The sequence below is a fragment of the Pseudomonas sp. BN102 genome (assembly GCF_029871245.1).
Taxonomy (GTDB): Bacteria; Pseudomonadota; Gammaproteobacteria; order Pseudomonadales; family Pseudomonadaceae; genus Metapseudomonas.
In genome coordinates, this window is the sequence record NZ_SSON01000006.1 from 15,869 (window position 1) to 29,831 (window position 13,963).

General features: G+C 64.9%; 13 protein-coding genes. 4 read left to right on the forward strand and 9 right to left on the reverse strand.

From position 1 onward, the window contains the following. Positions 1 to 12: 12 nt before the first annotated feature. The 9 genes from E8F12_RS00155 to E8F12_RS00195 form a co-directional block, all read right to left on the reverse strand. Positions 13 to 498, reverse strand: a complete 486-nt coding sequence (locus E8F12_RS00155; protein ID WP_280323253.1) for a flavin reductase family protein — start codon at positions 496 to 498, stop codon at positions 13 to 15. Positions 499 to 509: 11 nt separating this feature from the next. Next, entirely contained in the window at positions 510 to 1,991 is a 1,482-nt protein-coding gene (locus E8F12_RS00160; RefSeq protein ID WP_280323254.1) for an aldehyde dehydrogenase, read from the reverse strand. Then, positions 1,988 to 2,821, reverse strand: coding sequence for an alpha/beta fold hydrolase (locus E8F12_RS00165; protein ID WP_280323255.1), 834 nt, complete (start codon positions 2,819 to 2,821; stop codon positions 1,988 to 1,990). The genes E8F12_RS00160 and E8F12_RS00165 overlap by 4 nt, the downstream gene beginning before the upstream one ends. Positions 2,822 to 2,847: 26 nt before the next feature. Continuing rightward, on the reverse strand, positions 2,848 to 3,438 hold the full coding sequence (locus E8F12_RS00170) for an amino acid synthesis family protein (protein ID WP_280323256.1): 591 nt from the start codon (positions 3,436 to 3,438) through the stop codon (positions 2,848 to 2,850). Positions 3,439 to 3,812: 374 nt separating this feature from the next. Beyond that, positions 3,813 to 5,177, reverse strand: coding sequence for a cytosine permease (locus E8F12_RS00175; RefSeq protein WP_280323257.1), 1,365 nt, complete (start codon positions 5,175 to 5,177; stop codon positions 3,813 to 3,815). A gap of 5 nt (positions 5,178 to 5,182) precedes the next feature. Continuing rightward, positions 5,183 to 5,869, reverse strand: a complete 687-nt coding sequence (locus E8F12_RS00180) for an isochorismatase family cysteine hydrolase (RefSeq protein ID WP_280323258.1) — start codon at positions 5,867 to 5,869, stop codon at positions 5,183 to 5,185. 128 nt (positions 5,870 to 5,997) lie between these two features. After that, entirely contained in the window at positions 5,998 to 6,153 is a 156-nt protein-coding gene (locus E8F12_RS00185; protein ID WP_280323259.1) for a hypothetical protein, read from the reverse strand. A 67-nt stretch (positions 6,154 to 6,220) separates the two neighbouring features. Further along, positions 6,221 to 7,264 carry an LLM class flavin-dependent oxidoreductase gene (locus E8F12_RS00190; protein ID WP_280323260.1) on the reverse strand — a complete coding sequence of 348 codons (1,044 nt, stop codon included), beginning with the start codon at positions 7,262 to 7,264 and terminating at the stop codon, positions 6,221 to 6,223. A gap of 404 nt (positions 7,265 to 7,668) precedes the next feature. Further along, positions 7,669 to 8,154, reverse strand: a complete 486-nt coding sequence (locus tag E8F12_RS00195; RefSeq protein ID WP_280323261.1) for a flavin reductase family protein — start codon at positions 8,152 to 8,154, stop codon at positions 7,669 to 7,671. A gap of 352 nt (positions 8,155 to 8,506) precedes the next feature. On the opposite strand from E8F12_RS00195, the gene E8F12_RS00200 reads away from it, so the two are divergent. The 4 genes from E8F12_RS00200 (at position 8,507) to E8F12_RS00215 (ending at position 13,949) form a co-directional block, all read left to right on the forward strand. Further along, positions 8,507 to 9,901 (forward strand): cytosine permease, encoded by a 1,395-nt coding sequence (locus tag E8F12_RS00200; protein ID WP_280323263.1) that lies wholly within the window; start codon positions 8,507 to 8,509, stop codon positions 9,899 to 9,901. 156 nt (positions 9,902 to 10,057) lie between these two features. Next, entirely contained in the window at positions 10,058 to 10,882 is an 825-nt protein-coding gene (ppk2, locus tag E8F12_RS00205) for a polyphosphate kinase 2 (RefSeq protein ID WP_280323264.1), read from the forward strand. 182 nt (positions 10,883 to 11,064) lie between these two features. Next, positions 11,065 to 12,834 carry a sulfate permease gene (sulP, locus tag E8F12_RS00210; protein WP_280323265.1) on the forward strand — a complete coding sequence of 590 codons (1,770 nt, stop codon included), beginning with the start codon at positions 11,065 to 11,067 and terminating at the stop codon, positions 12,832 to 12,834. Between the two features lie 134 nt (positions 12,835 to 12,968). Next, entirely contained in the window at positions 12,969 to 13,949 is a 981-nt protein-coding gene (locus tag E8F12_RS00215) for a quinone oxidoreductase (RefSeq protein ID WP_280323266.1), read from the forward strand. Positions 13,950 to 13,963: the final 14 nt, after the last annotated feature.

Genomic DNA, 13,963 nt, shown 5'->3' on the forward strand with positions numbered 1-13,963 from the left:
CTGAAGGGTGACTCAGGCGATATCCGGCAGGGCGCCGAGCTTGCCCCGGTGGTAGACCATGGGCGTGACCTCGTCCTTGGGCAGGATCAGGTTCTTCACCGCGCCGACGATGATGGCGTGGTCGCCACCGTCATACTCGCGCCACAGTTCGCACTCGATGATGGCGGTGGCCTTGGTCAGCAGCGGGTTGCCCAGCTCGCTCAGGTGCCATTCGATGCCCTGCGCCTTGTCCTTGCCCTTCTTGGCGAAGGCATAGGCCTCGGCCTGCTGGTCGGCGCACAGCAGGTGGATGGCGAACTGCTTGCTGTCGCGCAGGATCGGGTAGGTGTCCGAGGCGTAGTTGGGGCAGAACAGCACCAGGGCCGGGTCGATGGACAAGGCGCTGAAGGCGCTGGCAGTGATGCCGACTATCTCCCCGTCGCCGTCCAGGGTGGTGACCACCGTGACGCCAGAGGGAAAGGAGCCCATCACTTCTTTGTAGATGCCGGGTTCGATCATCGCGGGTCTCCTCAGCGCATCACGAAGGGGTCAGGCATGGGCGCCTGCGAGAGGTTGATCCACACCGTTTTCAGCTCGGTGTAGGCCAGCACCGAATCGATGCCGCTCTCGCGGCCGTAGCCGCTGTTGTGGAAGCCGCCGATGGGCGCCATGGCCGAGACCGCGCGGTAGGTGTTGACCCAGATGATTCCGGAGCGCACGTCGCGAGCCATGCGATGGGCACGGCCGAGGTCGCGGGTCCAGATGCCGGCGGCGAGGCCGAACTGGGAGTCGTTGGCGATCGCCAGGGCCTCGGCCTCGTCCTTGAAACGGATGACCGAAGCCACGGGGCCGAAGACCTCTTCCTGCATGATCTTCATCGAATTGCGGTCGCACTCGAACAGGGTCGGCTCGTAGTACCAGCCCTGCGCGTCGATGGCCGGACGCTTGCCGCCCAGGCGCAGGCGCGCACCCTCGGCCAGGGCATCGGCCACCAGGCCTTCGACTACCGCCAGCTGCTGCGCGGTGGCCATGGGGCCCATCTCGCTGGTTTCGTCCTGCGGGTTGCCGATGCGGATGCGCTGGGCGCGGGCCACCAGGCGTTCGACGAATTCGTCGTAGATTTCGTCCTGCACCAGCAGGCGCGAGCCGGCCACGCAGCTCTGCCCGGAGGCCGCGTAGATGCCGGCCACGGCGCCGTTGATGGCGCTGTCCAGGTCGGCGTCGGCGAAGATGATGTTGGGCGACTTGCCGCCCAGTTCCAGGGACAGCTTGGCGAAGTTCTCCGCGCTGCTGCGTACCACGTGGCGGGCGGTGGCTGCGCCGCCGGTGAAGGCGATCTTGCGCACCAGCGGATGGCGGGTCAGCGCCGCGCCGGTGGTCGGGCCGAAGCCGGTGACCACGTTGACCACGCCCGCCGGAATGCCGGCTTCGAGCGCCAGGCGTGCCAGTTCGAGGATGGTTGCCGAGGCGTGTTCTGAGGGTTTCAGCACGATGGTGTTGCCCGCAGCCAGGGCCGGGGCCAGCTTGATCGCAGTCAGATAGAGCGGGCTGTTCCAGGGGATGATCCCGGCCACCACGCCCAGCGGTTCGTGCACGGTGTAGGCGAAGAGGTCGGGCTTATCCAGCGGCAGGGTGCCGCCTTCGAGCTTGTCCGCGAGGCCCGCGGTGTAGTGGAAGAATTCCGGCAGGTAGCCGACCTGGCCGCGAGTCTCGCGGATCAGCTTGCCGTTGTCGCGGCTTTCCAGCTGGGCCAGGTGCTCCTTGTTCTCGGCAATCAGGTCACCCAGGCGGCGCAGCAGCTTGCCCCGCGCGGTGGCGGAAAGGCCGCGCCAGGCCGGATTCTCGAAGGCCTTCTGGGCGGCCTGCACGGCGCGCTCGACATCCGCTTCATCGGCGTCGGGCAGCTCCGCCCAGGGCTCGGCCAATGCCGGGTTGAGGCTTTCGAAGGTCTTGCCGGACAGTGCATCGACCCACTGGCCGTCGATGCACATCTGGAAGCGTGCGAGGGTCATGCGACGATCCCCTTTGTCGTGTTCTGGATAGTCTGCGCCTGGTGGAGGAAGTCCAGCAGCACCTGGTTGACCAGGCGCGGCGACTCCACCGGCATCATGTGGCGCTGCTCGTCGAGCACCGCGACCTGGGCGCCGGGAATGCGTTCGGCCAACTGCCGGGCCATCTCGGGCGTCGAGCCGGGGTCCAGCTCGCCGGTGGCGACCAGGGTCGGCACCTGGATGCCGGCGAGGTCATCGGCGCGGTACATGTCCTGAGTGGCGAACAGCTCATAGGTAGTCAGATAGCCCTGCGGGTCGTTGCTGGCAAGGGTCTGGCGGATGGCGGCGATCTGCGCCGGGTTGGCCGCCTGGTACTCGCGGCTGAACCAGCGCGACAGGGCCGCCTCGGCGTTCGCGTCCGGTCCGTGTTCGGCGGCCTGGCGGGTGCGTTCGATCACTCCGGCGCGTTGCTCGGCGCTGCGGTTGAACACGCTGTTGAGTATCACCAGACCTTCCAGTTGCTGCGGGAAGTGCAGGGCGAAGGCCCGTGCCACCAGGCCGCCCATGGAGAAGCCGATGACCGTGGCCTGCGGCAATTGCAGGTGGTCGAGCAACTCCTTCAGCTGCGCGGCATAACCGGCCAGTCCGGTGCCCGGTTCCGGGCGCGGGCTGGCGCCGTGGCCGAGCATGTCGTAGGCGATGACCTGGAAGTGCGGAGCGAGGCCGACGATCTGGCCTCCCCACATTTCCTTGTTCAGGCCCACGCCGTGGATCAGTACCACGGGGTGGCCTTGGCCGGTCGCCAGATAGCTGGTGCCGGCCGGGGTGCGTTCAGCGGTGAGCCGAATCATGGATCGCTCCTGCACGGGCCTCGGGATCACTGGGCCTGCTCGGCGGCCAGTTCTTCCAGATCGATGTAGCGGTTGCCGATGCGCGGGTGCAGGCGGCCACCGTCGGCAGCGCCCAGCACAACGATGATCTCGTCGGCGCGCGGTGCGTCCTCGATTTGCATTTCCAGGGTGATGTAGTGGGAGCGCAGGCCCTCGTCGTCCTTGTGCATCATCGGGATCTGGATCGAGGTGCCCGGACCGCCGCGCTTGTTGGTGAAGCTCAGGTAGCTCTTGGCATTCACCGCCTGGCGGTAGTGGTTGCCGAAGCGCAGGGTGTGGATCACGGCGGAGGCGTGTTCGATTTCACCATCGGCGCCGACCACGGCGGCCTTGCCATAGGCTTCGATCTTCGCGGCACCGCCGATGGCGGCAGTCAGGCGCTCGACCATCATGGCGCCGAGGTCGGAGCAGTTGGCCTTGATCTCGGGCTTGAGGTCCTCGACGAAACCGCGGCCGACCCAGGGGTTCTTGATCACCACGGCCAGGCCCACCATGGTCACTGGCTTGTCGGTGGCCTTGCCGCCCTCGATGAAGGTCTCTTCGACGTAGCTGACGATCTTGCGGATTTCGAAACTCATTGGGCTCTCCTGGTTGGGGAATCTTCTTGCTGTCTGATGGTATACCATAATATTGAATATGCAAGAGCCAGCTGCCTGGGGAGGGCGGGGCTTGGCGACGGAAGGTCGTGGAGGGGAGAAGGAAGGCCAGACATGCCGCGCATGGCGCGCGGCGGGGGCGCGAAGGATAAGGGAAAACATGGAATACCGTAATACGAAATTCCGTTAGGGCATAAAGGGGGAGGCAGAGTCAGGTGCCTTTCCTGTGGGGGCGAATTCATTCGCTAATCGGGCCGCAGGTCCGTCCGACGGTTCCAATGGGGGCGCTGTGCGCCCCTTCGCGAATGAATTCGCCCCCACAACGGCAGTTCCACCCTGGGCAGGTGCCTGTGCGACTACTGCGCCAGGGACCGTTCAGTCGCGCTTGCGCCCTTGCGTCGCATCAGCCCGTAGTAGGTGATCGCCGGTACGAGCAGGCCCACCACCCAGGCCAAGTCGATGCCATCCAGGGCATTGGCGACGGGGCCGACGTAGAGGGTGGTGTTCATGAAGGGTACTTCCAGCAGGATGGCCAGCACGAAGCTGCCGCACGCCACCAGGTTCACCCGGCCGTAGCGGCCGTCCATGTCGAAGATGTCGGGCACGCAGTAGTCGCCTTTGCGCAGGCAGTAGTAGTCCACCAGGTTGATGGCGGTCCAGGGGATGAGGAAGTAGCTCATGAAGAAGATGAAGTTGAGGAAGAAGGCGATGAAGTCCTCCTGGCTGATGGTGCACAGGGCGGTGGCGATGATGCTGATGGCCAGCATGAACAGCCCCCGGACCAGAGGCGTGACCCGCAGGCGCGCGAATGGCTCGATCACCGTCACCGTGGACATGAATGCGCCATAGAGGTTGAACACGTTGATCGCCACCTGGCCATAGACGATGAATGCGAACAGCAGTATCGCGCCAGGTCCGAACAACTGCGCCAGGTGGCTGCCGACGTTGCCTGCGAAGCCGCCGATGGCGACGCTGAGCATGGCGCCGAGGATCATCATCCAGGCCCCGCCGGCCACGGTGCCGGCGTAGCTGAACCAGAACACCCGGGACATGGGCGTGCTGCCCGGCAGGTAGCGCGAGTAGTCCGCCACATACGGAGCATAGGAGAGCTGCCAGGTGACGGCGATGCTCACCGCCACCAGGAATTTGGACAGCGAGAAGCCGGCCGGCGACCACTGCCCGGCGGGGATTGGCAGGCCCAGGGCGAGCGCCGTGGCGACCAGGAACACCAGGATCGAGAGGATCGACAGCACTTTCTGCAGGCGGTGGATCAACCGGTAGCCGTAGAGCGCCACCACGAAGCACAGCGCGCCGATCAGGTAGATGTTGCCGTCGCCGCCCAGGGGGCTGACCGATTCGATGGCCTGGGCGGCCAGCAAGGTGTTGCTGACGAAGAAGCCCAGGTAGATGAGCATCACGAACAGCAGCGGCAGCACGGCGCCGATCACGCCGAACTGGGCGCGGCTCTGGATCATCTGCGGGATGCCGAGCTTCGGCCCCTGGGCCGAGTGCGAAGCCATGAAGAGGGCGCCGATCAGCGAGCCGAGGATGATCGCCATGGCGCTCCAGAACAGGTTCAGGCCGATGACCACCGGCAGCACGCCGGAGGCGATGGTGGTGATGTTCATGTTGGCGCCGAACCAGATGTAAAACAGCGAGCCGGGTTTGCCGTAGCGCTCGCTTTCGGGAATGAAATCGATGCTGCGTTTCTCGACGTTCATGGCGGTCACTCCTGATCCCGGCGCTGCAGGCCGAGGCTGGATTCAAAAAGGGCGATGGTTTCGACGAACTGCGTGGGCTGGTGGGCGAACTGGTCCGGCACCTGCGGGCGGCAGGATGTGAACGGCTCGCCACGCAAGGCGCGCAGGTACTGCTCGGTGGCGAACAGTTCGATGGCGTAGACCCAGTTGGCCAGGATCAGCAGTGCGGCGTAGTGCGCCGCGCGGGTGGTGGTGGTGCAGGCGTCGACTATCAGGTCGACCCGGTAGCCGAGGGCGAAGGCGTCGAGCACCGTCGCCAGGACGCAGGCGTCGGTTAGCACGCCGGAGATCATCAAACGGCCTATCCCGAGGCGTTTCAGCTGAGCGTCCAGGTCGGTGCGGTGGAAGGCGCTGTAGCGCGGCTTGTCGATGACGCAGTCGCCAGGTTGTGGCGCCAGGCGCGGAAGGATTTGCACCTGGCGGGTCCCTGCGCAATAGCTGGCCGGGCGCCCGTTGGCGTCCAGCGGCTCGCCGGGCGGCAGGTCGGTGGCCTCTGCATCGTTGATATGTCGCGTGTAGATCAGGGGAATGCCGGCGGAGCGCACGGAGGCGATCAAGGCGGCGCTGTTGTCGATCACGTTCTCGATGTCATGCAGGCGGAAGCCATCCTCCTGCTGCATGTCGATGATCAGGTAGGCGATATCGTTTCTCATGGGCAACTCTTGTTCTTGTGCGGAAAATGCCGGCAGCCCGCGCCATGGCACCCAAAATGCCCAGATGCCAGGGCCGGGAGCTCGAGGGATCGAGCCGGCTGCCAGGTGAGTTCAGCGGGGAGAGTCGCTCAGGAGACTATCTGCCAGAAGCCGTTCTGCTTGGCCGAGACAGAGGCGCGCAGGCGTTTCAGGTGAACGTGCGCAGGTGTCCACTTGCCGCGCAGGTAAGCCATTGCGGCTCCGGGCAGTGGTTGGGCGTTGCAGGTGATCAGGCCTTGGTTCATGGGGCTGTCGACCATCTTCATGGGAAGCGTGGCCGGATCGCCCGATCCGGCCACGTGCAGCGATGACTCAGTTGAACGCCGGCACCACGTGCTTGATGAAGAGTTCCAGGGACTTCTTCTTTTCGGCGTGGGACAGGCTGTTGTCGGCCCAGAAGCTGAACTCGTCCACGCCCAGCTCCTGGTAGTGGCGGATGCGTGCGATGACTTCTTCGGGGGTGCCGATCATGGTGTTCTTGCGGATGTTCTCCAGTTCGAATTCCGGGCGGTCCTTGAACTTCTCTTCCGGGCTCGGCTGGAGAATACCGTTGACCGGGGTTTCCTTGTTGCCGAACCAGGCATCGAAGGTGCGGTAGAAGCGCGAGATGGCGGCGGCGCCGACCTTCCAGCCTTCCGGGTCTTCCACGCTGTGCACGTGGGTGTGGCGCAGCACCATGAGTTGCGGGCGCGGCACCTCGGGGTTGTTGGCCAGGGCGGCCTCGAACTTGTTCTTCAGGTCCACCACTTCCTCGTCGCCCTTCATCAGGGGGGTGACCATCACGTTACAGCCGTTCTTCACCGCAAAGTTGTGCGAATCCGGGTCGCGGGCGGCGATCCAGATCGGCGGGCCGGGCTGCTGGATCGGGCGCGGCGAGGAGGTGGAGGTGGGGAACTTCCAGATTTCGCCTTCATGGGCGTAGTCGCCCTGCCACAGGGCTTTGACCACCGGCACCATTTCGCGCAGGTGCTGGCCGCCGGAGGAAGCGGGCATGCCGCCGGCCATGCGGTCGAACTCGTACTGGTACGCGCCGCGGGCCAGGCCCACTTCCATGCGGCCGTTGCTGATCACGTCCAGCAGCGCGCATTCACCGGCCACGCGTATGGGGTGCCAGAAGGGCGCGATGATGGTGCCGGCGCCCAGGCGGATGGTGCTGGTACGGGCGGCCAGGTAGGAGAGCAGCGGCATGGGGCTCGGCGAGATGGTGTACTCCATGGCGTGGTGTTCGCCGATCCACACGGTGCTGAAACCGCCGGCTTCCGCCATCAGGGTCAGTTCGGTCAGATCCTCGAAGAGCTGGCGGTGGCTGACCTGCTCGTCATAGCGCTCCATGTGCACGAACAAAGAGAATTTCATGTCGCTTACCTCGAACCTTTTTCTGTCGGGCCAGGGACCGGCCGGATGCTGTGTGGCGTGCGTCGCACGCCCTCTGGGGTGACTCCGCCAGCGTCCGCGGACGGGCTGGGCGGCTTGCTGGATATTGGTATACCATAATATGGAATATCTGCAAGGTGTTTCTGACAGACACTACGGTAGCCAGGGCGACCGAGCGCAGCACCAGGGGCTGGATAGCGCGCAGGGGCTGCTGCGGAGCCCTTCGCGAATGAATTCGCCCCCACAGGAAAAGCGGAATCCGCGCCGAAGGTGGCAGCCTCCTTGTGGGGGCGATTTCAATCGCAGAGCAGGCCGCAGGTCTGCCCTTGGGAATCACAAAAAAAAGCCCCCATGAGGGGGCTCACACAGCCCACATGAACCGGGTGTCAGGCAAACGCCTGCAGGGCGCCCATCTTGCCGCGGCAGTAGATCATCGGGGTCACTTGCTGCTCGGGGACGATCAGGTTCTTCACGGCGCCTACCAGGATGGCATGGTCGCCGCCTTCGTATTCGCGCCACAGCTCGCATTCGATGATGGCGGTGGCATTGGCCAGTATCGGATTGCCCAGTTCGCTCAGGCTCCATTCGATGCCCTGGGCCTTGTCCTTGCCCTTCTTGGCGAAGGCGTAGGCCTCGCCCTGCTGGTCGGCGGAGAGCAGGTGGATGGCGAAGCGCTTGCTCTTGATCAGCACCGGATAGGAGTCGGAGCTGTAGTTGGGGCAGAACAGCACCAGGGCCGGGTCCATGGACAGGGAGCTGAAGGCGCTGGCGGTCAGCCCGACGATCTGGCCGTCGTCATCCAGGGTGGTGATGACAGTGACGCCGGAGGGGAAGGAGCCCATGACTTGTTTGTAGGCATTGGTGTCGATCATTTCGGGTACCTATCGGTGTGGCCTGGCTGCGACCGGCAGCACATTTGCGTCTGATGGTATACCGTAATATTGTCATTGCAAGCACTAATTTTCGGTGGTTGAACGCCAGCCGACGAACGTTGATCTTCTCGTTGAAGCCCAGTAATTACGGGGCGTTCAGGTGGTCTGGTTGAACGATTCAGCTAGTGATGGCAGCAGTCGTCGCCCATCTGATACCCGGAAAAAATCCTTGTCTGAGTCTTGGAATACCATAATATGGTGCCGCGATATCGGGCGGCTGTCGCCTTTCCACAAGCCCGAATGCACAGGCCCGCGTGGCTTTCCTTACAAAGACAATAAGCAAGGCAAGACGATGTCCGAGAATACCCAGCAGACGCTGATCGAGAACCATACCGTCGACTATGTGCCGCCCGCCGAACGCCACGGCAGGGCCCGCGACCTGTTCACCCTCTGGTTCAGCACCAATATCGCGCCGCTGCCGATCGTCACCGGGGCCATGGTGGTCCAGGTATTCCACCTCGACCTTTTCTGGGGTCTGCTGGCCATAGTGCTGGGGCATATGATCGGCGGTGTCTTCATCGCCCTGGCCTCGGCCCAGGGGCCGCAGATGGGCATCCCGCAGATGGTCCAGAGCCGTGGCCAGTTCGGCCGCTACGGCGCGCTGCTGATCGTGTTCTTCGCCGCCATCATCTACGTCGGCTTCTTCATCTCCAACATCGTCCTGGCGGGCGAGTCGATCCATGGCATCGCCCCCACCGTGCCGCTGCCGGCGGCGATCATCATCGGCGCCCTCAGCGCCACCGCCATCGGGGTGATCGGCTATCGCTTCATCCACACCCTGAACCGCATCGGCACCTGGGTGATGGGCGGCGCGCTGCTGGCCGGCTTCGCCTGGATCTTCTGCAGCGAGCTGCCGGCGGACTTCTTCAGCCGTGGCGCCTTCAACCTGTCGGGCTTCCTGGCCACCATCTGCCTGGGTGTCATCTGGCAGATCAGCTTCTCGCCCTACGTGTCGGACTACTCGCGCTACCTGCCGGCCAGCATTGGCATCGCCAAGCCGTTCTGGGCCACCTATTTCGGTGCCTGCCTGGGCACCATCCTGTCCTTCAGCTTCGGTGCGGTGGCCGTGCTGGCGACGCCGGAAGGCACCGAGGCCATGGCTGCGGTGAAGCAGGCCACCGGCGTGCTCGGCCCGGTCCTGATGCTGCTGTTCCTGCTCAACATCATCAGCCACAACGCCCTCAACCTGTATGGCGCGGTGCTGTCCATCGTCACTTCGATCCAGACCTTCGCCGGCGGCTGGACGCCGAGCATCCGCGTGCGGGTGGTCCTTTCCGCCGTGGTGCTGGCCGGCAGCTGCCTGATGGCGCTGGTCGCCTCGGCCAACTTCATCTCCCACTTCATCGGTCTGATCCTGGCGCTGTTGCTGGTCCTGGTGCCCTGGGCCTCGATCAACCTGATCGACTTCTACCTGATCAAGCGCGGCCGCTACGACATTGCCTCGATCTTCAGCGCCGATGGCGGCATCTATGGGCGCTTCAACGCGCATGCGATCACCGCCTACTTCCTTGGCATCCTGGTGCAACTGCCCTTCGCCAACACCGCGCTCTATGTCGGGCCCTATGCCAATTACATCGAGGGCGTGGACCTGTCCTGGCTGGTGGGGCTGCTGGTGACCTGTCCGCTCTATTACTGCCTGGCCACTCGCGGCAAGGAGCCGGTCGGCGCGCTGCGCATGGCCGACTGACGCCCAGGCTTTCCGCTCATTGCGCCCCGACCTGTTCTGCAGGCGGGGCGCTTTGCTTTTTGGGGGACTGCCGACCAGGGGACGCGTGCTTCCCTGCAAATCGAAATCCGTCAGCTAGCTTTTAGTGATCGGGATTTCTCTGCGAGGGAGTGGGTCATGGCAAAGGGCAAGACGAAGGCAGCCGCCAACGAGGCGGCGGAACAGGAAAGACTCGGCCGCAAGGAGTACGAAAGCGAACTCAAGCGCCTGCATGTGGAGCTGGTGAAGGTCCAGCAGTGGGTGGTGGAGAAGGGGCTCAGGGTCTGCATCGTCTTCGAAGGGCGCGACGGCGCCGGCAAGGGCGGGACCATCAAGGCCATCACGGAGCGAGTCAGCCCGCGGGTGTTCCGCGTGGTGGCGCTGCCCGCGCCCACCGATCGCGAAAAGACCCAGATGTATGCGCAGCGCTACCTGACGCACCTGCCGGCCGCCGGGGAAGTGGTGATCTTCGACCGCAGCTGGTACAACCGCGCCGGCGTCGAGCGGGTCATGGGTTTCTGCACCGAGGATCAGTCGCGCAAGTTCCTGGCGGTGACGCCGCTGCTCGAGAAGCTGATGGTGGAGTCCGGGATCATCCTGCTGAAGTACTGGCTGGAAGTGAGCGCCGAAGAGCAGACGCGGCGCCTGCAGGACCGCATCAAGGACGGGCGCAAGCTGTGGAAGCTGTCACCCATGGACCTCAAGTCCTATGCCCGCTGGGATGACTACACCCGCGCTCGCGACGAGATGTTCGCCGCCTCCGATACTTCCTGGGCACCCTGGTACATGGCGCGCTCCGAGGACAAGCGGCGGGTGCGGCTGAACATCATCAGCCACATGCTCAAGCAGATTCCCTACAAGGACCTGACCCACGACCAGAAGGTGGCGCTGCCCAAGCGTGGGAAGATCGGCAAGTACAAGGCCGTGCCCTATCCCTTCAAGATGGTCGAGGAGCGCTTCTGATAGCGCAGCCGCTACCGGCGAGCGTTGGACGGCTCCCAAGGCCAGGCGGCGCTTCGCAGCGAGCGTTTCCATCACCCTGGCGGTGATGCGCAAGGTGCTCCTGACGATGGCCGCCTGGAAGTGTTGCATCGTCCCGTTCCATCGCCCCCAGGGAGCGCCACCATCGCCTTGATGAGGCCAGCATGAGCGACGACGACCCGACCCGCCTCAAGTCCGAACCTGGCCGAGTGGCGCGTGCGCGTTCCGCTGGCGCTTCCGCCTGGCGGCGCTGGTTGCCGGGCTTGCAACTCCTGCATCAGTACCAGCCGCACTGGCTGGCGCGCGACCTCGTGGCCGGGCTGGTGCTGACCAGCATGCTGGTGCCGGTGGGCATCGCCTATGCCGAGGCTTCGGGGGTGCCGGGCATCTACGGGCTGTACGCCACCATAGTGCCGCTGCTGGTCTACGCCCTGTTCGGCCCGAGCCGCATCCTGGTGCTGGGACCGGATTCCGCCCTGGTGGCGGTAATCCTCACCGTGGTGCTGGCGCAGTCCAATGGCGATCCGCAACGCGCCGTGGTGCTGGCCAGCATGATGGCGGTGGTGTCGGGACTGGTGTGCATCCTGGCCGGCTTGCTGCGGCTGGGGTTCATCACCGAACTCCTGTCCAAGCCGATTCGCTACGGCTACCTGAACGGCATCGCGCTCACCGTGCTGATCAGCCAGTTGCCCAAGCTGTTCGATATCTCCGTCAAGAGTGAAGGGCCATTGCGCGATATCCGCGGCCTGGCCGAGGCCCTGCTTGCCGGTAAGGCCAACTGGACGACCTTCGCGGTGGGGGGCGGCACACTGGTGGCGATCCTGCTGCTCAAGCGCTACCCCCGCCTGCCGGGTATCCTCATCGCAGTGGTGGCGGCGACCCTGGCGGTCGGCCTGCTCGATCTCGGCGGTGGCGCCGGGGTCAAGGTCCTCGGCTCGTTGCCCCAGGGCTTGCCGTCGTTCGTCCTGCCCTGGATAACGCCGGTGGAGCTGGGTTCGGTGATCCTTGGCGGATGCGCCGTCGCCCTGGTTTCCTTTGCCGATACCAGCGTGCTGTCCCGCACCTACGCGGCCAGGACCGGAAGCTACGTCGACCCCAACCAGGAAATGATCGGCCTGGGGGCGGCCAACCTGGCGGCCGGTTTCTTCCAGGGCTTCCCGGTCAGCAGCAGCTCATCCCGCACACCGGTTGCCGAGGCGGCCGGCGCGCAGACCCAGCTCAGTGGCGTCATCGGGGCGTGCGGCGTGGCCCTGCTGCTGCTCTTCGCCCCCGAGCTGCTGCGCCATCTGCCCAGCAGCGCGCTGGCCGCCGTGGTGATCGCCGCGGCCATCGGACTGTTCGAGTTCAAGGATCTGTGGCGCATCTACCGTATCCAGCCCTGGGAGTTCTGGCTGTCCGTCGCCTGCCTGGTGGGGGTGGCCGCGTTCGGCGCGGTGCCTGGCATCTGCATCGCCGTGGTGGTCGCGGTAATCGAGTTTCTCTGGGACGGCTGGCGCCCGCATTTCGCGGTATTGGGCAGGGTGGACGGTATCCGCGGCTATCACGATATCCAGCGCTATCCCCAGGCGCGGCGGGTGCCGGGGCTGGTGCTCTTCCGCTGGGACGCGCCGCTGTTCTTCGCCAATGCCGAGTGGTTTCAGGAGTCTGTGCTGGAGGCGCTGGAGCAGTCGCCGATGTCGGTCAGGCGGCTCGTCGTTGCCGCCGAGCCGGTGACCAGTGTCGACGTGACCTCGGCGGACATGCTCGCCGAGCTTCAGCGGACCCTGAGCGAGGCGCGGATCGAGCTGCATTTCGCCGAGATGAAAGACCCGGTCAAGGACAAGCTGGAGCGCTTCGGCCTGCTCGAGTCGCTGGGTCACGACGTCTTCCACCCCACGGTGGGGGCCGCGGTCGATGCCTACCTCGAAGCGCACGGGGTGGACTGGACCCCGTAAGGAGGCGGCCGCACTCCCTGTCATGAAATGAAAAGCCGCTGTCGTGCGATGTGAAGCATGCGCGAGGGCAGGTGCCTAGAGTCCAATCCATGGGTCCGTGACCCGACCACAAGAACGAAGATTGGAGAAAAGGCATGGCCAAAGCCGTCCGCATGTATGAAGCCGGGGGACCGGAAGTGCTTCGCTACGAAGAGGTCGAAGTCGGGGACCCGGGCCCCGGCGAAGTCCGCCTCCGGCACGTTGCCGTCGGCCTGAATTACGCCGACACCTACTTCCGCAATGGCACCTATCCCATTCCGCTGCCCAATGGCATCGGCGTCGAGGCGTCCGGCGTGGTGGTGGCGGTGGGCGAGGGCGTGACCAATGTCACTCTCGGCGACCGTGTCACCTACACCGGTTTCCTCAACACCCTCGGCGCCTACAGCACCGAGCGGCTGGTGCCGGCAGCGCCGCTGATCCGCCTGCCCGAGACCATCTCCTTCGAGACCGCGGCCGCCATGACCATGCGCGGGCTGACCTCGGCCTACCTGATGCGCCGCATCCATGACTTCAAGGAAGGCGACAGCATCCTCCTGCACGCCGCCGCTGGTGGCGTGGGTCTGATCGTCTCGCAGTGGGCCAAGCTGCTCGGCCTGACCGTGATCGGCACTGTGTCCTCCGAAGCCAAGGCGGAAGTCGCCCGCGCCCATGGTTGCGACCATGTCGTCAACTACAGCGATGAAGACATCGCCAAGCGCGTTCGCGAGCTGACCGGCGGCCGCGGCGTCGACGTGGTATTCGACAGCGTCGGCAAGAACACCTTCATGGCCTCCCTGGACTCGCTCAAGCGCCGCGGCCTGCTGGTCTGCGTCGGTACCGCTTCCGGTCCTATCCCGGCCTTCGATCCGGTGCTTCTGGCGATGAAAGGCTCGCTGTTCGTCACGCGTCCGGCCCTGGCCGACTACATCGCTGACCCGGCCGAGAAGGCCGAGCTGGTCGGGGAGCTGTTCGACCACGTCGGCAGCGGCCGCATCAGCATCGACATCAACCAGCACTACGCGCTGGAGGATGCGGTGCAGGCCCATCGCGACCTGGAGTCGCGCAAGACCACCGGTTCGTCGATTTTCGTCATCTGAGGATGGGGCTGGCC